The organism is Paraburkholderia agricolaris, from assembly GCF_009455635.1.
GTDB lineage: Bacteria > Pseudomonadota > Gammaproteobacteria > Burkholderiales > Burkholderiaceae > Paraburkholderia > Paraburkholderia agricolaris.
In genome coordinates this window covers 2,264,443-2,288,607 of sequence record NZ_QPER01000002.1, presented here as the reverse complement: position 1 = coordinate 2,288,607, position 24,165 = coordinate 2,264,443, and the positions used below count along the sequence as shown (strand labels likewise).

At 63.1% G+C, this 24,165-nt stretch carries 19 protein-coding genes; 9 read left to right on the top strand and 10 right to left on the bottom strand.

The features are described from left to right. Together mdcA and GH665_RS31525 are read right to left on the bottom strand one after the other, a co-directional pair. A complete protein-coding gene (gene mdcA / locus GH665_RS31530; protein WP_153141064.1) occupies nucleotides 1-1,671 on the bottom strand; it encodes a malonate decarboxylase subunit alpha in 1,671 nt (556 codons plus the stop codon). An 8-nt stretch (nucleotides 1,672-1,679) separates the two neighbouring features. Beyond that, nucleotides 1,680-2,450 carry a GntR family transcriptional regulator gene (locus tag GH665_RS31525; RefSeq protein ID WP_153141063.1) on the bottom strand — a complete coding sequence of 257 codons (771 nt, stop codon included), beginning with the start codon at nucleotides 2,448-2,450 and terminating at the stop codon, nucleotides 1,680-1,682. A 202-nt stretch (nucleotides 2,451-2,652) separates the two neighbouring features. Between GH665_RS31525 and GH665_RS31520 the strand changes: the two genes are divergently transcribed. Continuing rightward, entirely contained in the window at nucleotides 2,653-3,951 is a 1,299-nt protein-coding gene (locus GH665_RS31520; RefSeq protein ID WP_153142387.1) for an MFS transporter, read from the top strand. A 65-nt stretch (nucleotides 3,952-4,016) separates the two neighbouring features. On the opposite strand, the gene GH665_RS31515 is transcribed toward GH665_RS31520, so the two are convergent. Then, nucleotides 4,017-6,155 carry a TonB-dependent receptor gene (locus tag GH665_RS31515; protein ID WP_153141062.1) on the bottom strand — a complete coding sequence of 713 codons (2,139 nt, stop codon included), beginning with the start codon at nucleotides 6,153-6,155 and terminating at the stop codon, nucleotides 4,017-4,019. Nucleotides 6,156-6,670: 515 nt separating this feature from the next. Then, on the bottom strand, nucleotides 6,671-7,591 hold the full coding sequence (locus GH665_RS31510) for a DMT family transporter (RefSeq protein ID WP_153141061.1): 921 nt from the start codon (nucleotides 7,589-7,591) through the stop codon (nucleotides 6,671-6,673). Between the two features lie 127 nt (nucleotides 7,592-7,718). Between GH665_RS31510 and GH665_RS31505 the strand changes: the two genes are divergently transcribed. After that, nucleotides 7,719-8,609 (top strand): LysR family transcriptional regulator, encoded by an 891-nt coding sequence (locus GH665_RS31505; protein WP_153141060.1) that lies wholly within the window; start codon nucleotides 7,719-7,721, stop codon nucleotides 8,607-8,609. Nucleotides 8,610-8,655: 46 nt separating this feature from the next. Here GH665_RS31505 and GH665_RS31500 read toward each other — a convergent pair whose 3' ends face one another. The 6 genes from GH665_RS31500 to GH665_RS31475 form a co-directional block, all read right to left on the bottom strand. Further along, entirely contained in the window at nucleotides 8,656-9,714 is a 1,059-nt protein-coding gene (locus tag GH665_RS31500) for an ABC transporter ATP-binding protein (RefSeq protein ID WP_153141059.1), read from the bottom strand. Between the two features lie 39 nt (nucleotides 9,715-9,753). After that, nucleotides 9,754-11,358: an ABC transporter permease gene (locus GH665_RS31495; protein ID WP_153141058.1), complete on the bottom strand. Its 1,605-nt coding sequence runs from the start codon at nucleotides 11,356-11,358 to the stop codon at nucleotides 9,754-9,756. Further along, nucleotides 11,359-12,390: an iron ABC transporter substrate-binding protein gene (locus tag GH665_RS31490; protein ID WP_153141057.1), complete on the bottom strand. Its 1,032-nt coding sequence runs from the start codon at nucleotides 12,388-12,390 to the stop codon at nucleotides 11,359-11,361. A gap of 84 nt (nucleotides 12,391-12,474) precedes the next feature. Further along, nucleotides 12,475-13,899, bottom strand: coding sequence for a Dyp-type peroxidase (locus tag GH665_RS31485; RefSeq protein ID WP_167531034.1), 1,425 nt, complete (start codon nucleotides 13,897-13,899; stop codon nucleotides 12,475-12,477). 78 nt (nucleotides 13,900-13,977) lie between these two features. After that, nucleotides 13,978-15,129: an NHL repeat-containing protein gene (locus tag GH665_RS31480; RefSeq protein WP_153141056.1), complete on the bottom strand. Its 1,152-nt coding sequence runs from the start codon at nucleotides 15,127-15,129 to the stop codon at nucleotides 13,978-13,980. A 112-nt stretch (nucleotides 15,130-15,241) separates the two neighbouring features. Beyond that, nucleotides 15,242-16,753, bottom strand: coding sequence for a carbohydrate porin (locus GH665_RS31475; RefSeq protein WP_153141055.1), 1,512 nt, complete (start codon nucleotides 16,751-16,753; stop codon nucleotides 15,242-15,244). A 505-nt stretch (nucleotides 16,754-17,258) separates the two neighbouring features. On the opposite strand from GH665_RS31475, the gene GH665_RS31470 reads away from it, so the two are divergent. From GH665_RS31470 to GH665_RS31440, 7 genes are all read left to right on the top strand, one after another. Further along, nucleotides 17,259-18,089, top strand: coding sequence for an arylamine N-acetyltransferase family protein (locus tag GH665_RS31470; RefSeq protein WP_153141054.1), 831 nt, complete (start codon nucleotides 17,259-17,261; stop codon nucleotides 18,087-18,089). A 72-nt stretch (nucleotides 18,090-18,161) separates the two neighbouring features. Then, nucleotides 18,162-18,842: a methyltransferase family protein gene (locus GH665_RS31465; protein WP_153141053.1), complete on the top strand. Its 681-nt coding sequence runs from the start codon at nucleotides 18,162-18,164 to the stop codon at nucleotides 18,840-18,842. A 327-nt stretch (nucleotides 18,843-19,169) separates the two neighbouring features. Beyond that, nucleotides 19,170-19,994, top strand: a complete 825-nt coding sequence (locus tag GH665_RS31460) for a transporter substrate-binding domain-containing protein (RefSeq protein ID WP_408275836.1) — start codon at nucleotides 19,170-19,172, stop codon at nucleotides 19,992-19,994. Nucleotides 19,995-20,099: 105 nt separating this feature from the next. Then, on the top strand, nucleotides 20,100-20,822 hold the full coding sequence (locus GH665_RS31455; protein WP_153141051.1) for an ABC transporter permease: 723 nt from the start codon (nucleotides 20,100-20,102) through the stop codon (nucleotides 20,820-20,822). 15 nt (nucleotides 20,823-20,837) lie between these two features. Continuing rightward, nucleotides 20,838-21,593, top strand: a complete 756-nt coding sequence (locus GH665_RS31450; protein WP_153141050.1) for an ABC transporter permease — start codon at nucleotides 20,838-20,840, stop codon at nucleotides 21,591-21,593. A gap of 34 nt (nucleotides 21,594-21,627) precedes the next feature. Then, entirely contained in the window at nucleotides 21,628-22,419 is a 792-nt protein-coding gene (locus GH665_RS31445) for an ABC transporter ATP-binding protein (RefSeq protein ID WP_028197383.1), read from the top strand. Between the two features lie 54 nt (nucleotides 22,420-22,473). Continuing rightward, nucleotides 22,474-24,117: an HAL/PAL/TAL family ammonia-lyase gene (locus GH665_RS31440; protein ID WP_153141049.1), complete on the top strand. Its 1,644-nt coding sequence runs from the start codon at nucleotides 22,474-22,476 to the stop codon at nucleotides 24,115-24,117. The last annotated feature ends 48 nt before the right edge of the window (nucleotides 24,118-24,165 follow it).

Below are 24,165 nucleotides of genomic sequence, written 5' to 3'. Positions count from 1 at the left end.
TTACCAGCTCCTGAAGCGGGCCGGCGGCGCGTACAGGCCACCCGACCACGTCACCAGATCGTCGATGCTGCGTGCCGCCAGCAGCGAACGCTTCGCTTCGCCGCGCCGAATGCCGAGGTCCTCCGGATACGCGACGATGCCGCGCCGACGTAACTCGGCCGTCTTCTCCGGCTTCGCGCGCAACCCGATCGGCGTCACACCGGCCACCGCAGCCAGCGCCGCACGCCGCTCGTCGATTCCTTCGGCCTTGTGCAGATACGCGATGCCTTCCTCCGTGACGACATGGCTCACGTCGTCGCCGTAGATCATCACAGGTGCAATCGGCATGCCGCTTTTCGCGCCGACAGCGACCGCGTCGAGTTCATCGACGAAAGTCGGTTCGCCGCCTTTCTTGTACGTTTCGGCCATCTGCACGACCAGCTTTTGCCCGCGCGAGACCGGACCCTGGTTCTTCAGCAGCTTGAGCCATGCTTCGCTCGAATGACGCCGGCCGCGCGGATCGTGGCCCATGTTCGGCGCACCGCCGAAACCGGCAAGACGTCCGCGCGTGACCGTCGATGAATTCGCGTCCGCGTCGATCTGCAAGGTCGAGCCGATAAACAGATCGACACCGTATTGACCGGCCAGTTGGCACAGCACGCGGTTCGAGCGCAGGCTGCCGTCGTTGCCCGTGAAAAATACGTCAGGACGCGCTTCGATATACGCCTCCATGCCGACTTCGCTACCGAAGCAATGGATGCTGTCGACCCATCCCGATTCGATCGCGGGGATCATGGTGGGATGCGGATTAAGGGTCCAGTTGCGGCAGATTTTGCCTTTCAGGCCGAGCGATTCGCCATACGTGGGCAGCAACAATTCGATCGCCGCGGTATCGAAGCCGATACCGTGATTCAACGAACTCACGCCGTACGGTTCGTAGATGCCGCGAATCACCATCATCGCGGTGAGCACCTGCAGATCGCCGATATGCCGCGGGTCGCGCGTGAACAGCGGTTCGACCGCGAAGGGCCGATCCGCCTGCACGACCACATCGACCCACGAACCCGGGATATCGACGCGCGGCAGTTCGTCGACGATCTCATTGACCTGCACGATCACGATGCCATGCCGGAACGCGGCGGCTTCGGCAATGGTCGGCGTGTCTTCGGTGTTCGGACCGGTGTACAGGTTGCCGTGACGGTCGGCCTTCTCCGCGCACAGCAGCGCGACGTGCGGCGTGAGGTCGACGAACATGCGTGCGTACAACTCGACGTACGTATAGATCGCGCCGATTTCCAGTTGGCCATCTTCGAGCAACTGCGCGACGCGCAAACTCTGCGGCCCGGCAAACGAGAAATCGACCTTGTGCGTGATACCGCGTTCGAACAGTGTTAGATGCTCAGGACGACTGATGCTCGAAATCAGCAGATGCACGTCGTGGATCTTTTGCGGATCGACCTTGGCAAACGAGCGGGACAGGAAGTCGGCCTGTTTCTGGTTGTCGCCTTCGAGTGCGACGCGGTCTCCAGGTTGAATCAGTGTTTCGAGTGCATCGACGATGCGGTTGGTCGGCAGGATGCCGTCTTCCAGCCACGGTGCAATGGCCGCGAGGCGACGGTTCTTTTCGTCGCGGCGGGTCGTCCAGGAGCGCGTGGCGATGGACGCTTCAGTGGCTTCGGCGGGGTGGTTCATCGGCGGATTCAGCTCCCGGTGGTGCGCGTGCGTCTGGCGCGCGGCTTGGGTTGATTCGCAAGCGCGGCTTCCGCTTGCGCGCGTTCGGTCAGAAAACGATGGAGCAGCTCGCCGGTGCCGAGCAGATGCGCGACAACCAGCGACTGTGCAGCAGGAATATCGCGGCGCTGTACCGCATCGAGCAGGGCGACGTGTTCATTGTCCGACTCGCCCTTGTACGACGGCAAACCGAACTTCAGGCGCAGATACCGTTCGCCGCGCCGGTGCAGGGTGCCGATCATGTCCTCGAGTTGCGGACGGACGGCGGGCGCATACAGGCTCATATGAAAGGCCACATTACGCGCGACGTACAGCGACGGGTCCGGCTCGCGCTCGGCGGCGCGGCAGAGCGCGGCGGATTCGCGCAGCGTGGCGGCGGTGTGATTCGGAATCGCGAGGCCGATGGCGAGGCTCTCCAGCGCGGAGCGGATCTCATAGATCTCGCGTGCTTCGTCCGCCGATAAAGGGGCGACGCTCGCGCCTTTGTGCACGGCAGTTCTCGTCCAGCCTTCGCTTTCGAGCTGGCGCAAGGCTTCGCGCACGGGAATTGCGCTGACCGAGAAATGCCGGGCGATCGCGTCCTGCCGCAGCGGCGCACCAGGCGCCAGGCTGCCGTCGACAATCGCCGCGCGCAGCGCCTCCGCGATCACGTGGGACATGCTCTCACGGGGCGCTGCTACCGGTAGAAGCGGGCTGCGCGCCTGGGCGTCCAGGGGAAAACCATCTGTTGCATCGTTCATGATATCAAATATTATATATGAAAATGCGTCATTTACAGGCGGGCAAACCCGGAAAGTTTTTGACCACCGGCCGGCTGCGATGCTCTTCCTGCGTTGTATCTCTCGACGTTATACGAGGCGAATCGAGTCATCGGCAAGCGCACCATCCCGTCGTTTCCTTTATGTCAGACACGTACGTCAACCGCAGGGCTGGAGGAGCATGATGAGTTCACTAACCGACCGCACGTCGGCCGCGCGGCGCCGTACGCCGCTCAATCGTTCGCAGATCGCGGGGTTTTGGGGCGCGTGGGCCGGCTGGACGCTCGACGGGATGGATTCGTTCATCTACGCGCTTGTGTTGACGCCGGCGTTGACCGAACTGCTGCCGCGCTCGGGCTATGCGGCGACGCCCGCGAATGTCGGCCTTGCCGGTTCGATTCTGTTTGCGCTATTCCTGGTCGGCTGGGGGCTGTCGTTCATCTGGGGGCCGTTGGCGGATCGCTTCGGCCGCACCAAGGTGCTGGCGGGCACCATTTTCACCTTCGCCATTTTCACGGGACTGGCTGCGACGTCGCACAACGTATGGGAACTCGCCATCTATCGCTTCATTGCCGGCGTGGGGATCGGCGGCGAGTGGGCGCTGGCGGGCACGTATGTGGCCGAGGCATGGCCGGAAGATCGCCGCAAGATGGGCGCCGGGTATCTGCAAACGGGCTACTACGCGGGGTTCTTTCTGGCGGCGGCGCTCAACTACACGATCGGCGTGCATTTCGGCTGGCGCGCGATGTTCCTGACCGGCGCGGTGCCGGTCGTGGTCGCGATTCTGGTGCTGCTGCGTGTGAAGGAATCGGAGAAGTGGCAGAAGGCCGAGGAGCGCACCGTGCGTGCCAAACCGCTGCGCGAAATCCTCGGGCCGACGTATCGGCGCCGCACATGGGTTGCGTGCATTCTGTTGACGATCGCGATCGTCGGTTTGTGGGCGGGTGCGGTCTACGAGCCCTCAGCGGTGATTCAGCTGGCCACCAAGGCCGGTATGACGAAGAACGACGCAATCAGGACGGCCTCGCTGGCAACCGGCTTGCTGTCGATCGCAACGATTCTCGGTTGTCTCGCGTTGCCGCCGCTCGCGGAACGGATTGGGCGTAAGAAGACGCTGGCGATTTATTTCGTCGGCATGGCGGTAGCGATTGCCGGCAGTTTCGGCTGGGCGTTCTATCTGCCGAATGGACTTGCGCCGTTTATCGCGTGGCTCTTTGTGCTGGGCTTCTTCGGCGGCAATTTTGCGCTGTTCAGCCTGTGGTTGCCAGAGCAGTTCGAGACCCGCGTCCGGGCCACAGCGTTCGCGTTCTGCACTTCGTTCGGACGGTTTATCGGGGCGGGTGTCAACTTTCTGCTCGGCGCAGCGGTGCTGCATATGCATACGCTCGGCGTGCCGGTGGCGCTCACGGCGCTGGCGTTTGTTGCTGGTTTGTTCGTGATTCCGTTTGCACCGGAGACTAAGGGCGAGGTGCTGCCGCAGTGATGCTGGACGAAAAAACCGGGCGCGCTGCCCGGTTTTTCGTTCAACGCATCAACGCATCACAGCGCTCACATATGCCACCTTGCCGACACCGTCAGCGTGCGCGGCGCACCCGGCATGTTGTACATATCCGCGTTACCGTGTGCGGCGATGAAGTACTTGCGGTCGAACAGGTTATCCAGCGTCAACGCCACGTCCACGTTCTTGCCGTGATATCCCGCACCGAGATCGAACGTCACGAAAGAAGGTAGCGTGACCGCGTCGCTGGCCGACGTATAGCGCGCCGACTGGAATTGCGCACCGCCGGCCGCGTAGAACCCGTACTTCAGATCGCGTTTGATCCACACGCTCGCGCTATGCCGCGGCATCAGGCCCGGCGTATTGTTGTGCAGCACCAGCCCGGCTGAACTCGCTTGCGGCGAGCCGTCGACGTTGCCGTTCAGATACGCATAGCCCGCGTACACCGACCACTTCGGCGCGATCTCACCGGTGGTGGACAGTTCCAGTCCGCGTACGTGCTGCGTGCCGATCGGCAGAGCGTAAGTCGGGTTGGACGGATCGGCGATCTGCTGATTGGTCTGCTTCATGTCGAACAGCGCGATGCTCGCGCTCGCGCGGCCCAGATCGAACTTCGAGCCGACTTCGAAGCTGGTGGTCTTCTGGGGCGCCAGCGCGGAGCCGTTCGCGAACGCGCCGCTGCTGATCAACGTATCGGCAAGCGGGGAGAACGACTGACTATACGACGCGTACAGCGACACCCAATCGAGCGGCTCGTAAATCAGACCGACACGCGGACTCCACGCGCGATCCGTGCGATCCAGATTCACGTGCGCCGACGTGTAGTCGTTGCGGGTTTGCGTCAGATAGTCGAAGCGCAGGCCGGCAAGAATCTTCCAGTGCTCGGTCAGCGAGATCAGGTCTTGCGCGTAGACGCCGGCGAGTCCTAGCACGGTGGATGCATTCGTCTTTGCCGCCGTGCCCGGGGTAACACCCGGCAAGTTGACGAGTTGCGGATCGTACAGGCTGTACGTGGCGACCTTGCTGGTCGAGTAGATGGTGTCGAATTTTTGCTGTTGCGACAGCTCGACGCCGTACAGCAGCTCGTGTTTCATGCCGAACAGCGTGGTTTTCTGCGTCAGCTCGAAGAGGCCATCCACGCCATGATCCTGGCGAAAGCGGGTGCTTTGATCGAGTGTGACGACCGGGTTCTGCGCCGTCCTGATCGGCTCATACGTCACATAGTTTTTGCGTTCGAGCGAGAAGTCGTATGCACGCACGGCCGTGTGCAGCGACAGCGAATCGTTGAAGCGGTGATCGAGCGACACGGTCGCGCTCTTCGCGTCCACGTCGTTATAGGACGTGCTCGCAGCGTTGGCCGAACCGTAATACGTGTTGATCGGCACGTTGACCGGGCGGCCGAGATAGGCGGGCAGACCTTGATCCGAAGTGCGGCGGTCGTGCAGATAATCGGCTTCGATATTGAGGATGGTGTCCTTATCGATGCGGAATTGCGCGGATGGCGCCACCGCCTGGCGATTCAACTGGAACTGGTCGCGAAAGCTATTCGAGTTTTCGGCGGCACCGGTAATGCGAAAACGCGCGGCGTCGTTCGCATTCCAGCCGAGATCGAATTCGCCGCGCCGTTCGCCTTCGGTGCCGAGCGTTACGCCTACCGCCTGCTGGGGATTGGCCGTCGGCTTTTTCAGCACGCGGTTGATCAGGCCGCCGGCCGAGCCGCGTCCATAGAGCACGGCCGCGGGACCCTTCAGGACGTCGACACGTTCAACGTTCGACAGATCGCGATAGTAGAGCGCGTCGTCGCGAATGCCGTCGACGTACTGATCGGTGATGTTGTTGAAGCCGCGCAAGGTGATCTGATCGCGCTGACCGTCGCCGACCGAAAAGCCGACGCCGGGCACGTTGCGCAACGCGTCCTGCAGCGAGGTCGCGTTCTGTTCGTCGAGCAGCGCGCGCGGCACGACGTTGACCGTTTGCGGCACGTCCATCAGCGACATGTTCATCTTCGTCGCGGTGTTCGAGGTGCTCGAGTCGTAGGAGCGATCGGCTGCGGCCTGGACGGCGATGGCAGGCAGCGTGTTGTCGGGCGCGCCGGTGGCGGGTGTTGCTTGCTGCGCCAGCAAAGGTTTGGCGCTGGCGAGAGAAGTGGCGAGCAGTAGTGCGCGATACGTATTCTTTTTGACGTTCATGGCAACGTTCTTCGAGTGTGGATCGGTGGTGTTATTGGTTTTTGGGGGGGGGCAGCAAAAGCGGTCATGCAAAAGCGCCAGGCGGGTGCGAGGAGGACGCAGGCTGGCGCGCACGATCAGGCAGAAATCGTGTGGTCGGTCAGGCGAGACGAAGTGATGAATTCCCCTGTTGCTGTCGAATGAATCCGGAAATTGAAACGGCCGGGGCACCATGCGTCAGTGCGCGAAATGCACAGACGTGACATCGGCTGCCTCGGATTGGCATGTCGATGTGGGAACGGGAGGTACAACGAAAGCCGGGTCAATGCCCGGCTTGTAATATTCAGAAATTATAAACGAGAACTATTCGCGATTGTGCGAAATGAATGGAAAATGCGGGGTTTTTGCAGGGATTTTTTCGACGAAATGAAAGCTGAGGTGGTCCGCGAGCCGCCGCTGCGATGGCGGTAAGCGATAAACGGCAAGCGGCGGGCGACTGCTCAGTAAGCAGCCGCCCGCGGCTCAGCGATCAACCGTCAGTCCGCGTGATGCCGCGCACGTCCACCGGGGCGCAACACCGACAGTAGCGGCCAGCCCAGATTCACGCCGAGGCTGGCGATCACGATCAAGGCCATGCCCGCGAGTTGCGGCAGCGAGAGCGCCCGCCCATACACAACGGCATCGACCACGATCGCGGTCAGCGGATAGACGAACAGCAGCACGGCGATGATGGGCGTGGTCAGCTTCGGCAGCGCGCCGTAGATCAGCACATACGAGAGCCCCGTATGCAGCACGCCCATGCCGACCAGCCAGAACCATTGCATCGGCCCGATATGTACGGCAGTGAGGGGCGCAATGAACGGCAGGCACACCACGCCCACTGCGCATTGCGCGAGCGTCAGCAGATGTGGCCGCAGATTGCCGAGTCCCTTGGCGATCAGTGTGACGCTCGCGTATAGCACCGAGCCCACCAATGCCTCGGCGATACCGATCAGATAGCTGGTATGTCCCTGCAGATTCTCGGTAGCCGCAACGCCCGAGGCCAGCACGAGCCCGACGAAGGCCGTCGCGATCCAGCCGAGCCGGTCGGCGCCGAGGCGTTCGTGGAACAGTGCCGCGCCCATCAACACGACCCAGAACGGCTGCACGTGAAACACCACCGTCGCCACCGCAATGCTGGTGCGATGAATTGCGTCGAAGAAACCGACCCACTGCGTGACCATCAGGACGCCGGAGATCAGCGCGAGCGCGACGGTGCGCCGGGTGAAATGCGCACGCGTGAAGAAGCCTTTCCACGAGCAATACGCGGCGAGCGAGAGGAAGCCGAACAGGCAGCGAAAGAACACCAGCGTCAGCGCGCCGAGCCGCGCTTCCTCGACGAAAATGCCGAGCGTGCCCATCAGAAGGCCGCCGCTGGCCAGCGTAATGGCGCCTTGCTGACGTTGGGTGAGGGACATGCGAAACCGCTCCTTAAGGTGGGGTCGCGTAGGTGGAGTCACATAAGGGAGTCCCAGTATTGCGCCGCTTGCCTTGCATCGACAAACGAATTAAATTGAGAAATTCCATAAGCTGGATTGATAAATCATGCACCCCGAATTCGACGTCGATTTGCTGCGCACCTTCGTCGCGGTGGTGGAAACGGGCAGCTTCACGAAAGCTTCGACCACCGTGCACCGTTCGCAGGCGGCGGTCAGCATGCAGATCAAGCGGCTCGAAACCATGCTTGGCACCACGCTGTTCGCCCGCAACACGCGCAATCTCTCACTCACCCGGCCAGGCAATACCTTGCTCGAATACGCCCGGCGCGTGCTGGCGTTGCACGAGGAGGCGTGGTCGGCGATCGTGCGGCCCGAAGTGACCGGGCGCGTGGTGCTCGGCGCGCCGGACGATTACGTGTCGTCGTTGCTCTCGCCAGTGTTGCGGCGCTTTTCGAATCTGTATCCGCACGTGGAGATCGAGATCGTCTGCGCGCAGAGCACATCGCTCGCGCCGATGCTGGCCGATAACAAGATCGATCTCGCCTTCGTCACGCGCGACCGCAAACTGCGCGGTGAATTCGTGCGCAGCGAGCCGATGGTATGGGTGGGGGCGTCGCTGGATACGCCGGTGCTGGCGGCGTCGCCGTTGCCGGTCGGGCTTTATGAGCCGGGCTGTATCGCGCGCCACCATACGCTGGCGGCGCTCGACGGTGCGCGGATCCGCTATCGGGCGGCGTTTAGCAGCGCAAGCTTGATGGGTTTGGTGGCAACCGTGGATGCGGGGTTGTCGGTGATCGCGCTCACGCGTTGCAGCGTGCCGCCGCGGCTCGCGATACTCGGTGAGGCGCAAGGCTTGCCGAAGATCGCACCGCTGGAAATCGTGGTGGCGCGCAGCGCCAAATCGGACCGGCCGACGTGCGATTATCTGGCCGCGCAGATGGTGCAGGATTTGTCGCTGCGTCCGCAAACGCCAATGCGGGGAGCGGCTGCTGCATGAGCGACTGCATGAGCGACTGCATGAGCGACTGACCAGCGCGCCCCGCTCAAGCCCGCGGATAAGCCGTCACTGCGCCATCCACGGCAAGCCGCACGTTTTCGCCTGGCTGTGGCGACAGATACCCCGGCACACGAGCGCGCACCATCGTCTGCGCGCCGGACTGCAATTGCAGCGCGACGCCCGCGTCCTGCCCCTGGAAAATCACCTCGCGCACCACGGCGGCATACGACGCCGCGCCATCCGGCATGGTTTCTTCGGCACGCAACAGACGAATCTGTTCAGGCCGGACCATGACGTCGACCGCGCCGTTGCCCATCGGCTCGCACAGCGGCAAATCGCCGAGCTCGCAGTTGACGCGATCCTGCCTGACCGTGCCCGGCAACAACACCGCTTCACCGACGAAGGAGGCAAGCTCGCGCGTCACCGGCCTGCGGTACAGCGTCTCCGGCGTCGCGGTCTGGATCAGCCGGCCGTTCCACAGCACCGCGACCTCGTGGCCGAGCGACAAGGCCTCCGATTGATCGTGCGTGACGAGCACGGCGGTCGCGCCGGCTGCGGCCAACGCGCTGGCCACCGCCTGGCGCGTTTCGAGCCGCAAAGCCGCGTCGAGCGATGAAAAGGGCTCATCAAGCATCACCAGGGTCGGCGACGGCGCAAGCGCGCGGGCCAGTGCGACACGCTGCTGCTGGCCGCCTGACAACTGCTGCGGCGCGCGTTCGGCAAAGTTCGCCGGCAAGCCGACCAGTTCCAGCAATTCGGCCACACGATGCCGCGCGCGGCGCTGCGTGCGCGGCAGGCCGAATACGATGTTGTCCGCCACGGAAAGATGTGGAAACAGTGCGCCTTCCTGCGGCACATAGCCGATGCGGCGCTGTTCGGAAGGCACATGCAGGTTGTCGCCGACGACGCGGCGGCCGTCGATTTCGACGCTGCCGCCATCCGCGCGTTCGAAGCCGCACAGGAGGCGCAGCAAGGTGGTCTTGCCGCTGCCGGACGGTCCGAGCAGCGCGAGCAGCGTGCCGCGCTCGACGGAGAGATCGATGCCGTGCAGCACCGGATGGCCGTCGAACGATTTTTGCAGTCCGCGGATACGAAGTTCGCTCATGAAAATCCGATGGAAAAAGCGGGCGAGAGTGCGCGAAATTTAGCTACGTTCGCCGAGCAACGCCGACTTGCCGAGCAACGCGAACAGGAGACCGGAGGCGAACAGCGAAATGCCGGTGAGCAGCGCCGCATAGGGTGCTGCGGCGGCGAACGCCATGGTCGAGGTGTCGGCCCAGACCTGGGTTGCGAGGGTTTGCGTGTCGATCGGCGAGAGCAGCAGGGTGGCATTCAACTCGGTAACGACGGAGATGAACACCATCGCCGCTGCCGCGCCGAGTCCGGGACCCGCCAGCGGCAACACTACGCGCAACAGCGTCTGCGTCCAGCTCAGGCCGAGCGCGCGAGCGGTTTCTTCGAGGCGCGGCTGCGCCTGCATGAAGGCCGCCCGCACGCTCACCAGCGCCACCGGCATGAACAGCATCGCGTAGGCGATCACCAGCAGCGTCGCGCTTTGATAAAGCGGTTGCAGCGCATGCACCGCGAGCGACACGATCGCCAGTGCGATCACCAGCCCCGGGATGCCCTGCGCCAGAAACACGGTGCGTTCGAACAGCGTCGCGAAGCGGGTCGGATAACGTACCAGCAGGAAGGCGAGCGGCACGACCAGCAGCGTGGTCAGCAGGGCGGCAGCGAGTCCGAACCCGAGCGACGAGATCGTCGCGTTGAATAGCAGTTCGGGCGACACGTCGGCCGGTGTGACGGCAGCCGCGCCTGGCTGCGTGAGCCAGTAGCCGATCATGCCGAGCGGCACGCCGAGCGTGGTGATCGCCAGCGCGGCGAAGCCGGCGACGACGATCCAGCGCCATGCGCCGAGGTCGTAGCGCAATACCGCGCGACGCGTACCGCGATCGACGCGTTCATAACGCGCCGCGCCGCGTACCCGAAACTCGAATGCCAGCACGACGAGGCAGATCACGATCAGCAGGCACGCGAGCAACGAAGCGCCGCCGCCGTCGAAACTGGTGCGGAACTCCGCGTAGATTTGCGTGGTGAAGGTATGAAAGCGCAGCAGCGTAAACGCACCGAATTCAGACAGCACGCCGAGCGCGACCAGCAGCATGCCGCCGAGCAGCGCCGGACGCAGTTGCGGCAGCACGACGCGCAGGAACGTGGTCCAGCGGTTGCAGCCGAGCGCGCGCGCACTTTCTTCCAGCGCCGGGTCCATGCTGCGCAACGCGGCGGCCACGGGCAGGTAGACGAGCGGGAAATAGGCGGAGCTCAGCACCAGCAGCGCGCCGTTGAAGTCCTGCAAATCCTGACTCAGCGACACCCATGCATAGCTCGAAATGAAGGCGGGCATCGCGAGCGGAGCGGCGGCGAGCACGGCCCAGATGCGACGCCCCGGCAAATGCGTGCGTTCGACAAACCACGCGGCCGCCGTACCGACGACGGCGCAAACGAGTGTGGCCGACACGGTGATCAATAGCGTGTTGATCAGCAGTTCGCCGACGAGCGGCCGGAAGATCAGATCGACCGCTTCACCGAGACCGAAGCTCGCCGCACGCCAGAAGGTAAACGCAATCGGCAGCAACACCAGCAAAGCGCTGAGTGCTGCTGCCGCGAACAACCCGCGCGGCGCGCGCAGACGGGCGCGCGCCGGGGCGGAGGTTACAGCCGGGGGGCCGGCTGATACGGCATCGCTCATTTACAGCAAACCTGCCTGGCGCAGCAGCTTGCCGGCCTGGCTGTCGTCGCCGAGTTGCTGGATGGTCAGTGCCGGCGGGTTCAGTTCAGCGAACGGTTTGAGGATCGGGTCCGGTGCCACGCCTGCGCGCAGCGGATACTCGAACATGACGTGGCTGTTCGCCATCAACTGCTGGGCGCGCTCGCTAACCAGGTAGGCCAGAAACTTCTGTGCGCCGTCCGCGTTGTGGGCCGACTTCAGCACCGCTGCGCCCGACACGTTCACCGTCGCGCCGGCATCGCCGTTGCCGAAGTGATAGATCGCGCTGCGGGTCTTCGAATCGCCGATTTCGGCGTGCAGACGTGCCCAGTAGTAGTTGTTGATCAGGCCGGTTGCAACACCGCCGCGATTGACGGCGGCCACTACGCCTTCGTCGTCGTCGAAAATCTGCGCGTTGGCTTTCAGGCCCTTCAGCCATGCGACGGTTTGCGCTTCGCCCTTCAGGGCGAGCACGGCGCTCACCAGCGGCAGGAAGTCGCCGTCGCTAGGCGCAATGCCGACTTTGCCTTTCCATTCCGGCTTGGCCAGATCGAACAGAGACTGCGGCAGTTGCGACGGTTGCAGCTTGGTGGTGTTGTAGGCCAGCACGTTTTCGCGCGCGGTCACGCCCACCCATGCACCGGTCGGCGAGCTGAAGCGCGCCGGCACGGTGGCGAGCGTCGAGCTGTCCACCTTGCTCAGCAGGCCTTTCTCTTCGAGCAGCATCAGCTCGGGCGAGTTTTCCGTGAAATACACGTCGGCGGGCGTCGCTGCGCCTTCCGCGACGATTTGCGCCGCCATTGCCGGGCCTTCGCCATTACGGATCTTCACCGAAATGCCGGACTGCTTTTCGAAGTCCTTGGCGAGCAGATTGACGACCTGTTCGTGCTGCGCGTTGTACAGCGTGATCGACGCAGCGTGAGCCGCCGAGGGTACGGTTGCGAACGCGGCCAGCGTGAGGGCGGCAGCGCTGCTGACGAGGCGCAGGCGGGTGCCAAACCAGGAATGAGCCATGATCCTAAAATCCGTTAGTAATGTTGTTGTTGGTCTTCAAAGCGCCGCCTGCCTCATGGCCGGCGGCTTGCTGCGCGGCTTGCATTACGTCTCGAACAGCCCTGCGCCGATATACGAACCCGGTTTCGCGCCAGGCGGCACCGCGAATACCGCGCTGCCTACGTGCGTCGTGAACTGGTTCATCATGTCGAACTTCGAGAGCTTTTCGTTGATCGGAATGAAGCCGGTACGCGGGTCGCTCTGATGAGCGAGGAAAATCAGCCCCGCGTCGTATTCGGTTTCCTGACGCCATGGCGGCCAGCGCTCGATGTAGAAGTTCGTGCCGTCGTTGTACGAATAGGAGCGGCGCAGAATCTGCGCACCGTTGTTGCTGGCCTGATTCGACAGACGCACGTGCGAGTTCTCCGGGATCACCGGATTGCCGTCCTTGTCTTCTTCCTTCAGGTTCACCGGATCGAACTCGTTCTTCTTGCCGATCGGCGCGCCGCTATATTTGTGACGGCCGAACACCTGTTCCTGGAAGTCGACTTCGGTGTTGTCCCAGTGCTCGAGCGTGATGCGGATGCGGCGTACCACGGTGTAGGTGCCGCCTTCCATCCACGGTGCGTCGGCAGTGGCGCCGGCCCAGACGAATTCGTTCATCAACTGCGGCTTCGCGGTCGACGGGTTGTTCGTGCCGTCCTTGAAACCCATCAGATTACGCGGCGTCTGACCGCGCGGACCGGACAGGAAACCGGATTGGCCCCAGCGCATCGCGGCGGTGCCGTAAGCGAGGCGCGCCAATTGCCGGACCGCGTGAAACGCGACCTGCTGATCGTTCGCGCAGGCCTGGATGAACAGGTCGCCGCCGGTCTTCTGCTCGATCAACTGGTCGCCGTTGAAACGCGGCAGATCGACGAGCGCAGCGGGGCGTCGCGCGGCGAGGCCGTAGCGGTCCTTGCCGTCCTTCGTGAACAGACCCGGGCCGAAACCGAACGTGATCGTCAGGCCGCACGGGCCGAGACCGAGCACGTCGCCGGAATCGGGCGCGGCTTTGGTGTTGGTCGGGCTGTAGGCCGTGTCGTTGGCCGTGCTGTCGGCGGGCTTGTCGGCGGTGCTGCCAGTCTTCGCATCGGCCTTCGTGCTGACCGGCGTATCAGCCTTGGTGTCGGTCAGCTCGGTTCTGGCCGCGGCGCCGGTCGGCAGCGGGGCTGCCGTGTTGCCTTGCGTCATGCGCGCGGCGGCGTCGGTCCACGCACGCAGCAGCGCGATCACGTCGTCGCGGTTCGCGGTTGTCAGATCGAGCGCGGCCACATACGTGTGGCTCTGCTGCGGGGTGACAATGCCGCCTTGATGCAAGCCGTAGAACGGTTCGACTGCCTGGGTCGGATCGGCGGCGTGTGCCGGCGTCTTGCCAAGCGCGGCCTGGGCGACGCCGGTCGCACCCAGGCTCGCGCCCGCTGCGACCGCCGCACTGCCGGCCTTCAGAAAACCGCGCCGGGAGGGCCGCGGGGGTTGATCGTTTGCCATGGTTACTTCACCTTCAGTTGGCCGTGGGGTGTGCCGCAAGCGCGTCCGGCTCGCCGGCCGGATTTGCGCCTGTCTGATTTACTTCGCGAGGACCAGCGTGTTCACGTCGTCCTGCACGTAATAGAAACCGTCGCCTTCGGGCGTCAGGGCGAGACCGAACAGGTCGCCGTTGCCGGGGGGCGATTGGGCCTTGTCAGTGTCGATCCAGCGCGCGTAGATCTGCTTGCCGCTGGCCGGGTCGATTTCGACGATCTGGCCGTTCAACGCATTGGTGACGAGCAGGTGGCCATTCGGTGCGGTGACCATGGCGAGCGGGCGATGCAGCAGACCGTCGGCGGTCAGCTGGCGGCCCACGCCGGCGCTGGTGTCGCGCGTCATCGGTTCGTCGATTTCGGTGATGCGGTTGCCGATTGCATCGGATACGTACAGCAGTTTCTGATCGCCCGACAGCGCGAGGCCGGTCGGACCGACGAGGAACACGCCCTTGTCCGCCTGCGCGCCGAAGCCGCTGCCGATCACCGTTTCCTTCTTCACGACCGGCGCCTTGCCGGCCGGCACGTCGAGGTCCAGACGCAGGACGGTGGCCTGCTTGAACACCGGCGGATTGCCTTCCGCACCGCCCACGCCGAAACCGGCATTGCTGACGAACAGCGTCGCGCTCGTGCCGTTGTCGACGACCGCCATGTTGCCCCACGGATCGTTGATGTTCGGGCTGGTGATGGTCGATGCGATCTTGCCGTTCGGATCGATCACGATCAGGCAGCCGGCGCCCTTCGTGCCGGTGGTGCCGTCATTGCTCGGCGTGCTGCCGACGATCACGTAGCCCGATTTGAGCATGGTCATCGCGGTCGACAGTCCGATGCCGCCCGGACATTCCTTCAGATCGCGCGGCACCGTCGCGAACACCGTCATCTGTTTGGTGTCCGGATGATAGTTGATGATCGTGCTGCCGGTGCCTTGCAGATTGGTCGAGTTATTGAAATTCCCGACCAGCACGTCGCCTTGCTTGACGGTGCCTGCCGTGACCGGCGCAACCACTACCGCGTACGGATTCTGGTCGCCGTTCTCCGGCACGGTGTTGATCAGCGTGGTGTGATGCTTGATGGTTTCGAGGAACCCTTGCGGCTCGGCCTGTGCAACGCCGGCCGTCACGAACGCAGCGGCGCTGACGGTTGCGGCAATCAGGGCCCGCGCGGTGCGCGGCGAAAATTTGCGCGTGGGATAGTTCATGAGTGTGCCTCCGTGCCTGAGCACAAAGCGGTAGTTGCGGTCATGATCGAAAGCATGGAGTTCGATTTAACTTGGGTATGCGAATCTGCGTGGGTAGTCATGGCGAACGGCATCAGAACGTGATGTTGGTCCGCAGGCCGACCACGAACGTATTGCGCAGCGGTTGCGTCGGCGCGCTCGGGTTCTGGCCGGCGCCGGCATTGAACGTGTATTGCGCATCGGCTTGCAATTGCCACCACGGGTTGACCTGATACTGGTAGGTCGCTTCAAGTGTGGTTTCGCTGGTGCGCACGCCATAGGGGCCGCCACTGAATACCTGGTTATCCTGATCGAGGCCGTTCGCGTGGTTGCCGATCTTGATGTAGGTGAGCGCGATGCCGGCGCTGTCGTTGTCGCGGCCGGCGAACGGCGCTTTCAGCACGATGCCGAGGTTGGCGGAGAGACTCACCAGATTGCGGTCGCCCGGTGCGCCCATCACTCGTCCGAAAACGCTGAGGCTGCGCGGCTCGTCCGGATCCGGGCGCCAGATCATCTGGTCGGCTACCGCGTAGATGCTGTAGTCGCCGTGATGGTTCTGCGCGACGCCGGTGCTCGCCGGGTTCGCAAGCGAAAGGCCGGTGTTGTCGAAGCGCTGATCGGCGAAGCTGCCGTTGTTGTACCAGAGGCCGAGCTTGTAGGTGCCGGGCAGACCGCCGCCGCCCGCGCCGACCATTTCACCGTCGGCCGGCTGATTGATCGCGTACTGCAGCTCGCCGATGTACAACGTGCCGTTATGCAGGTTGAAGTTGGTGCCGCTCTTGTTGTTCGGATTGTTGCCGAGCGGATCGCCGTCAAATACGCCGACGAGCGCCGTCAACGAAGGTGTGATCTGTCCGCGCACGCGCACGCCGAGATCGGACAGCGGATAGGCGGGACCGCCGGAGGGCATGTCGTATGACGGCAGGGCGGGCCAGCCGAACATCGTGTTGACGAACAGTGCCGCGTTCGAACTGGTGATGAACTCCTGGTCGATACTCTGCTGACCGATCTTGATGTCGACACGCTTGTTCAGGAACGATTGCTGATACCACAATTCCCACAGGCGGGTGGCGTCGTCGGCTTCGATACCGCTCGCCGTGTTCAGCGTACCCAGCTTGTTGGCGCTGAGGTTGGCGCCGTGGATCTGCAACGCGCTAACGTTGAACAGGCCGCCCGGCAAACCGAACGCCTTTTGCGTATCCATCTGCAAGGTCGCAGTCGTGAGGCCGTCGTAATCCGCGCCGCGCGCAAGGCCGCCGCGCAGGTTGTCGAGCACTTCACTGGTTTCGGTGAGCGCGAACGTCACGCCGTATTTGCCGAGCCAGGGGCGCAGGCCGCCGATGTCGCCGAGCAACGTCGCGCGATTCCACACGCCGGTCCATTGATTCGTTTGAGTCGCCTTGATGTTCAGGTCGGCTTCGGGCGCTTCCGGTGCGGCATCGGGATTGGCGTCGGCCATGGCTACGCCGGCGGTCAACGAGGCCCAGGCGAAAGCGGTGCAGAGCGCAAGGCGCCGCATCGAAGGCAAACGCGAACGGCGCGCGGTGCCGGCGTCGCGAAGCCAACGCACCTGGCCGGTGCGTTCAGTTGATTGGGCGAACTTCATCGAAATCCTTATTTGTGTTGTATCGACTGATCTAACCATCGCGGCATTACGTTGCCGTAAGCTTGCGAGTTGCCACATCGGTTCGCGACGCCGGATGCAGCAGATGGCGAGATCGTACGCACGCGGCATAGGTGCGTCAACACAAATGAGAACGATTCGCATCAATATTACTAGGGTGTAATTTCGAGCTTTACGGACTGCTACTAAAGGTTGTTTGTATGTAAATTAAACCGAATAAATATGTAATGCTTTAGTATGAATTTGGTCATATCGAATGGCTGCTGGGCGGAGCGGGGGCGAAGAGCCGGAGTAACTCGAAAGCTCAATGTCAGGAAGCAGATATGAACAGGCAGGCGGCGAGTCGTGGGATTCGTGTTCCGTCGAGCGGGTAACAAAAGAAGCTATGATCATCTTCCGATGTCGCGCCATGGCGCGAAGCACTTCTCAAGCGCGCACCAGGTGCACATCAGGCGCACAATTTCCAAACCCTACCGGGACGACACCGATGTCACATACCGTGAATCTGGAAAATTACTTCACCCGCATAGGCTACCAAGGGCCTCGCGCGGCGACGTTGGAAGTGCTTCAGGAACTCCATAAGCTGCACCCCCGATCGATCCCTTTCGAGAACCTGAACCCGCTCACGCATCGCGCGGTGAAACTCGATCTCGAATCAATCGAACACAAGCTGATTACGCAAAAACGCGGCGGCTATTGCTTCGAACAGAACGCACTGTTCGCGAATGTCCTGATGCAGTTGGGCTTCGACGTAACGCCTTTGCTCGGCCGGGTTCTTTGGGGCCGCGAATCCGGCGCGATTCCGCCGCGTACGCACATGGTCCTGCGTGTCGACATCAGGAACGAAGCGTGGATCGCCGACGTCGGTTTCGGCAGCGTGACGCTGACCGCTCCGCTGCGGCTCGTCGCCGGCAGCGCGCAGCCCACGCAGCTGGGCACGTTCCGTCTGGCCGATGCGGCGCGCGGTGCGCTCTATCTCGAAGTGCAGTCTCGCGATGAATCCTGGGCTCGCGTCTACCGTTTCGACCTGCACCCGGTCGAATGGATCGACTACGAGACGTCGAACTGGTACACCTCGACCGCACCGGAATCCGTGTTCCTGAATCACCTGATCGTTTGCCTCGTCCTGCCGGAATCGCGCCTGACCTTGCTCGACAACCAGTTGAACGAACGCGCGGCGGATGGCCAGGTCATCAGCGAGCGGCAACTGAAGAGTGCGGACGAACTCGCGGCTTGCCTGCACGATCAATTCGGCCTGAACACGGGCGACATCGACATTGCGGACGTATTCGGGCGCGTCAGTTCGGCTTCCGCCTGAGGCCGGGGCATAACGAGCGCCCAGGCGGCGCTCCTTTCACCCACAACCACTTACAAGCGCCACGACCCAACCATGATCACGCGCCTCATCCTCCAAACGTCGCTCTGGCTGGCATGCATGGGCGCGCTGCTGTTCGGCGCCGCGGGCACGTTCGCCTGGCCTGCGGGGTGGTGGTATCTGATCGAGACAGGCGGGCTGAGTCTGTGGGTTGGTTTGTGGCTGGCGCGCCACGACCCTGGTCTGCTTGCCGAGCGTCTCGCGCCGATCGTTCAGGCGCAACAAAGCCACTGGGATCGGATTTTCATGATGGCGGTGACGGTGGCCTGGGGCGCCTGGCTCGTCCTGATGGGACTCGATGCCATGCGTTATCGCTGGTCGGCGCCGTTTCCGGTTTGGCTGGTGAGTCTCGGCTCGCTGTGCATTCTCGTTTGCCTGCTCCTGTGTGTGATCGTTTTCCGGGCCAATAGCTATGCCGCACCGGTTGTGAAGATTCAGACAGGCCGCGGCCATAAAGTCATCGACACCGGCCTGTATGCCCATGTCCGTCATCCCATGTACTCGGCCGCGTTGTTGCTGTTCATCGGCACGCCGTTGCTGCTTGGTTCATGGTGGGGGCTTGCCTGCGTGCCGGTGATGGTGATCGGTATCGGCTGGCGCGCGGTACGTGAGGAGCGCGTACTGGCGGAACAACTCGACGGCTATACCGGCTACATCGCACGCGTGCGTTACCGCTTCGTGCCGTTCATCTGGTAGGGCGCGCAACGCGCCGATTCGAAGTGCGCCAGCACTTCAGACGCCAACCTGTCTAGACAAAAGAAATCGAATTGGTGCACCCGGCTACGCTCGGTGCGCCATCTTCGTGCGGTCGAAGCACCCTTTAAAGCCTTGTCACACGGCATCTTATAGGGGCTTACCCGATGATCTGCGTGATTTCAAACAAATCCTCTTGCGATGGCTTTTTGACTCATGCAGACTTGTCTATACAAATTAAGGTGCAGTTAGAAGATCCAGTTCGACGGTTTCCCCAATCCAAGGAGTTTCGACGTGAAAGTGAAGCGCACGACGTTAGCAAAAGCAGTGATGGGTGCCGTTCTCGGTGCCGCGACGATTTTCGCGGCACCGGTGCAGGCCAAAGACTGGAAGACGGTGACGATCGCCCTGGAGGGCGGTTACGCACCATGGAACCTGACGCTGCCGGGCGGCAAGCTGGGCGGCTTCGAACCTGAGCTGGTCGCCAATCTGTGCGAGCGCATCAAGCTGCAATGCAACCTCGTGGCGCAAGACTGGGACGGCATGATTCCCGGTCTGCAGGCGGGCAAGTTCGACGTGCTGATGGACGCGATTTCGATCACGCCGGAACGCGAAAAGATCATTGCGTTCTCCAGGCCCTACGCCGCCACGCCGGCCACGTTCGCCGTGACCGACGCGAAGGTGTTGCCCAAGGCTGCGCCGGGCGCGCCGGTCGTCAAGCTGTCGGGCGATCCGAAAACCGATCAACCCACCGTCGACGCGTTGCGCAAGCAACTGAAGGGCAAGACCATCGGCATTCAGTCAGGCACGGTCTACACCAAGTTCATCAACGACGGTTTCAAGGACGTCTCCACGATCCGTGTCTACAAGACCTCGCCTGAGCGCGACCTCGATCTGGCCAACGGCCGTATCGACGCCTCGTTCGACGACGTGACTTACTACGCCGCCAACATGGACAAGAAGGACAACGCGTCGGTCGTCATGGCCGGCCCGAAGATCGGCGGCCCGATCTGGGGTCCGGGTGAAGGTCTCGCGTTCCGCAAGCAGGACGCTGACCTGAAAGCGAAATTCGACACCGCGATTGGCGCCGCGCTTGCAGACGGCACCGTCAAGAAGCTCTCCACCAAGTGGTTCAAGACCGACGTCACGCCTTGATTCGCTCCTGATCTGCTTGAGCGTTCAGAAGTAACGGCCTGCGCGGTGTGAAGAAACCGGGCAGGCCGGCTGGTTCGATCCGTCGCAATGGATGAGGGGTAGGGAATGGCTCTGATAGAGATGCTCGGCTTCGGGCCGGAGGGCTGGGGCGGCGTGTTGCTGCTCGCGGCATTGATGACGGTCGCGCTCACGCTGGCAGCGCTCGCGGTCGGCGCCGTATTCGGCGCGCTGGTCGCGGCGGCCAAGCTGTCGCGGTTTCGCACGCTGCGCGTGATCGGTGATACGTACACCACGGTGTTTCGTGGCGTACCTGAGTTGCTCGTCATCTATCTGTTCTATTTTGGCGGCTCGACGCTTGTAACCACGATCGGTCAATGGTTCGGCGCGGACGGCTTTGTCGGCGTGCCGCCGTTCGTGGTGGGCGCGCTCGCGGTCGGCATGATTTCCGGCGCGTATCAGGCCGAGGTGTACCGCTCGGCGGTGCTCGCGGTATCGCGCGGCGAGCTCGAAGCGGCGCGTTCGATCGGCATGCCCACCATGACCATGGCGCGCCGCATTCTGATTCCGCAAGTGCTGCGTTTCGCGTTGCCGGGCATCGGCAATGTCTGGCAATTGAGCCTGAAAGACTCGGCGCTGATTTCCGTCACGGGGCTCGCCGAATTGCTGCGCGTGAGCCAGGTGGCGGCGGGTTCGACGCATCAATACTTCACGTTCTTCGTGGTGGGCGGCGCGTTGTATCTGCTGATGACCAGCATTTCGAACCGGGTCTTCAACCGCGCCGAAGCGCGCGTGGGCCGATCCTTCAAGCGCAACTTCGCGCGCAACTGACGAGGACCGGACATCATGCATTTCGACTTCGATTTCCTGCTCGATACGCTGCGGCAACTGATCGCGGCCGTGCCGACCACACTCGGGCTGTTTTTCTGCTCGCTGATTCTGGGTGGCCTGCTTTCGCTCGTGATCGTCACGATGCGCGTGTCGCCTCACTGGCTGCCGAACCGCTTCGCGCGTGCTTATATCCTTGTGTTCCGCGGCTCGCCGCTGCTGATCCAGATGTTCCTGGTGTACTACGGCATGGGCCAGTTCGGCGTGATTCGCGAGAGCTTTCTGTGGCCGGTGTTGCGCGAGCCGTACATGTGCGCGGTTTTGTCGTTGGCGCTGTGCACCGCTGGATATACCGCCGAGATTATTCGCGGTGGCTTGATGGCCGTGCCGGTCGGCCAGATCGAAGCGGGCTATTCGATCGGCTTGTCGGGTTTCGCGCTGCTGCGCCGTGTGATCGGTCCGATTGCGTTGCGTCAGTGTCTGCCCGCGTACTCCACCGAGGCCGTGCTGCTCGTCAAATCCACCGCGCTCGCAAGTCTCGTCACCGTGTGGGAAGTGACCGGTGTCGCGCAGCAGATCATTCAGCAAACGTACCGCACTACGGAAGTATTCATCTGCGCCGCGTTGATCTATCTGTTCCTGAATTTCGTCATCGTGCGGTTGCTCGGTTTCCTCGAGACGCGCCTGTCGCGCCATTTGCGTGCGGCGCCCGCGCAAAGCGCGCCGAGCCGGCCGGTTTCGACCACGACCGAAGCGCGCCGCGCTACGCCCTGAACGATCGCACTTCTTGCAGAATCTGGAGAACCCTATGAATGCTACGGCACCCGTTGCACTGTCGGTCAAGAACATCCATAAGTCGTTCGGCGACCACCATGTGCTCAAAGGCATTTCGCTGGACGCCCATCAAGGCGACGTGATTTCGATTCTCGGCGCGAGCGGTTCCGGCAAGAGCACCTTCCTGCGCTGCCTGAATCTGCTCGAAACGCCGGATGACGGCTCGGTCGCGCTCGGCGGCGAAGAACTGAAAATGAAGCGGCGCGGTGACGGCAAGCTGCAACCGAGCGACCGCCGCCAGGTGGACCGGGTGCGTTCGCAACTCGGCATGGTGTTTCAGAACTTCAACCTGTGGTCGCATATGACCGTGCTGGAGAACCTGATCGAAGGGCCGATGCGTGTCCAAAAGCGCAGCCGAGCCGAATCGGTTGAAGAGGCGGAAGCGTTGCTCGCGAAAGTCGGCCTGGCGGAAAAGCGCGGCCACTATCCGGCGCATCTGTCCGGCGGCCAGCAGCAGCGCGTGGCGATCGCGCGCGCTTTGGCGATGCATCCGAAGGTGATGCTGTTCGACGAACCGACCTCGGCGCTCGATCCGGAACTGGTTGGTGAAGTGCTGCGTGTGATGCGCTCGCTCGCCGAAGAAGGCCGCACGATGCTGGTCGTCACGCACGAGATGGGCTTCGCGCGGCACGTGTCGAATCGCGTGATGTTCCTGCATCAAGGTCAGGTCGAAGCCGATGGTACGCCGGACGAAGTGTTCGTCGAGTGCAAGTCGGACCGGTTCCGCCAGTTCGTGTCGAGTCACCAGGATCGCACGACTAATTAATTCATCAGCATTCGCTGCTTATTCCTTCGTCACTTCACCGCACCGGGCACTACCATGGCTGTGATCCGCTCCGATCGTCCTCTCGACTGGGTTCAGGTGGCGGCGATCGCCGCCGGTGAACCGCTCGAACTTTCCGCTGAAGCCCGTTCGCGTATCGCGGCGGCGCGCGTGCTTGTTGAACAGATCGTCGAGCGCGGGATGCGCGCGTATGGCGTGAATACCGGCGTCGGCGCGTTGTGCGATGTGATCGTGTCGCCGTCCGAACAACGCACCCTGTCGCGCAACATTCTGATGAGCCACGCGGTAGGCGTGGGCGCGCCACTCGGTGTCGCTGAGACGCGCGCGATCATGGCGGCCGCCGTCAACAACTTTGCGCACGGGCATTCGGGGATTCGCCTCGAAGTTGCGGATCGACTGGTCGCATTGCTCAATGCCGATTGCCTGCCGGAAGTCCCGGCGTTCGGCTCGGTCGGTTATCTGAGTCATATGGCGCATATCGCGCTGGTTTGTATTGGCGAGGGCCATGCGCGCTATCGCGGCGAACGCATCAAAGGGCGTGATGCTTTGCAACAACTCGGCCTCGAACCGCTGGTGCTCGACGCGAAAGAGGGCTTATGCCTCGTCAACGGCACGCCGTGCGTGACGGGCCTCGCCGCGTTGGCGCTGGCGCGTGCCGCACGCCTGCTCGACTGGACCGATGTGGTCGCCGCGATGAGCTTCGAGAACCTGCGCGGCCAGATCGCGGCTTTCGATGAAGACTCGCTGGCGTTGCGCATTTCGCCGGGCCTGAATCTGGTTGGAGAACGGATGCGCATCGCGCTCGCCGACAGCGGCATTCTCGCCGCAGTGATCGGCCAGCGCACGCAAGACCCGTTGAGCATGCGGACCATTCCGCACGTACATGGCGCCGCGCGCGACGTGCTCACCGCGACCGCCGACGTGGTCAATCGCGAACTCGCATCGATTACCGATAACCCGATCGTCGCCGGCACGCCTGAAGCGCCACGTGTCTATTCGCAGGCGCATGCGGTGGGGGCGTCGATCGCACTGGCGATGGACAGCCTTGCCACCGCGATCGCGCAAGTCGCGGCGATGGCCGAGCGGCGCCTCGACCGCCTCGTCAATCCGCTCGTGAGCGGCTTGCCGGCGTTTCTCGCGGAGCCGGGCGGCACCTGTTCCGGCTTCATGATCGCGCAGTACACGGCGGCTTCGCTGGTGGCGCAGAACCGGCGCCTCGCGATGCCGGCGAGTCTCGACGGCGGTATCACGTCCGGTTTGCAGGAGGACCACCTGTGCCATGCCACGCCTGCCGCGCTCAAGGCGCTGGAGATTCTCGACAATGCCGGGCGCATTGTTGCTATCGAATTGCTGGCGGCGGCACAGGCTTACGATCTGCAGAGCGTCGATGCGCCGCGCGCGCCGCACACGGATGCGCTCTGGCATCGCGTACGCCGTGTCGTGCCGACTTACCGCGACGACCGGCCGCTCGCGGACGACATGGCGATTGCGTTTCGCATGATCGCCGACGGAATGCCGCCACCGCTGCCAAACCCGGGTAATATTCGGCCCGGGCCGGATGCTTTGACCAGCGGCGCGAGTCTTGCTGCTTTGGCAAGTGTGACGAGTGTTGCTGCCGCGGACCGGCTCGGCGCCGATCCGGCGGCCAATGATGGCAGCGCGGCCGCCCATGCAGGTTGAAGGGCCGCTTGCCGGGCCCGAATCGATGGGCCCGGAGTTGACAGACTG

Excerpts from the sequence above, each read along its gene's own strand:
- mdcA (WP_153141064.1), bottom strand. The coding sequence starts at position 1,671 with ATGAACCACCCCGCCGAAGCCACTGAAGCGTCCATCGCCACGCGCTCC.
- GH665_RS31525 (WP_153141063.1), bottom strand. The coding sequence starts at position 2,450 with ATGAACGATGCAACAGATGGTTTTCCCCTGGACGCCCAGGCGCGCAGC.
- GH665_RS31520 (WP_153142387.1), top strand. The coding sequence starts at position 2,653 with ATGAGTTCACTAACCGACCGCACGTCGGCCGCGCGGCGCCGTACGCCG.
- GH665_RS31515 (WP_153141062.1), bottom strand. The coding sequence starts at position 6,155 with ATGAACGTCAAAAAGAATACGTATCGCGCACTACTGCTCGCCACTTCT.
- GH665_RS31510 (WP_153141061.1), bottom strand. The coding sequence starts at position 7,591 with ATGTCCCTCACCCAACGTCAGCAAGGCGCCATTACGCTGGCCAGCGGC.
- GH665_RS31505 (WP_153141060.1), top strand. The coding sequence starts at position 7,719 with ATGCACCCCGAATTCGACGTCGATTTGCTGCGCACCTTCGTCGCGGTG.
- GH665_RS31500 (WP_153141059.1), bottom strand. The coding sequence starts at position 9,714 with ATGAGCGAACTTCGTATCCGCGGACTGCAAAAATCGTTCGACGGCCAT.
- GH665_RS31495 (WP_153141058.1), bottom strand. The coding sequence starts at position 11,358 with ATGAGCGATGCCGTATCAGCCGGCCCCCCGGCTGTAACCTCCGCCCCG.
- GH665_RS31490 (WP_153141057.1), bottom strand. The coding sequence starts at position 12,390 with ATGGCTCATTCCTGGTTTGGCACCCGCCTGCGCCTCGTCAGCAGCGCT.
- GH665_RS31485 (WP_167531034.1), bottom strand. The coding sequence starts at position 13,899 with ATGGCAAACGATCAACCCCCGCGGCCCTCCCGGCGCGGTTTTCTGAAG.
- GH665_RS31480 (WP_153141056.1), bottom strand. The coding sequence starts at position 15,129 with ATGAACTATCCCACGCGCAAATTTTCGCCGCGCACCGCGCGGGCCCTG.
- GH665_RS31475 (WP_153141055.1), bottom strand. The coding sequence starts at position 16,753 with ATGAAGTTCGCCCAATCAACTGAACGCACCGGCCAGGTGCGTTGGCTT.
- GH665_RS31470 (WP_153141054.1), top strand. The coding sequence starts at position 17,259 with ATGTCACATACCGTGAATCTGGAAAATTACTTCACCCGCATAGGCTAC.
- GH665_RS31465 (WP_153141053.1), top strand. The coding sequence starts at position 18,162 with ATGATCACGCGCCTCATCCTCCAAACGTCGCTCTGGCTGGCATGCATG.
- GH665_RS31460 (WP_408275836.1), top strand. The coding sequence starts at position 19,170 with ATGGGTGCCGTTCTCGGTGCCGCGACGATTTTCGCGGCACCGGTGCAG.
- GH665_RS31455 (WP_153141051.1), top strand. The coding sequence starts at position 20,100 with ATGGCTCTGATAGAGATGCTCGGCTTCGGGCCGGAGGGCTGGGGCGGC.
- GH665_RS31450 (WP_153141050.1), top strand. The coding sequence starts at position 20,838 with ATGCATTTCGACTTCGATTTCCTGCTCGATACGCTGCGGCAACTGATC.
- GH665_RS31445 (WP_028197383.1), top strand. The coding sequence starts at position 21,628 with ATGAATGCTACGGCACCCGTTGCACTGTCGGTCAAGAACATCCATAAG.
- GH665_RS31440 (WP_153141049.1), top strand. The coding sequence starts at position 22,474 with ATGGCTGTGATCCGCTCCGATCGTCCTCTCGACTGGGTTCAGGTGGCG.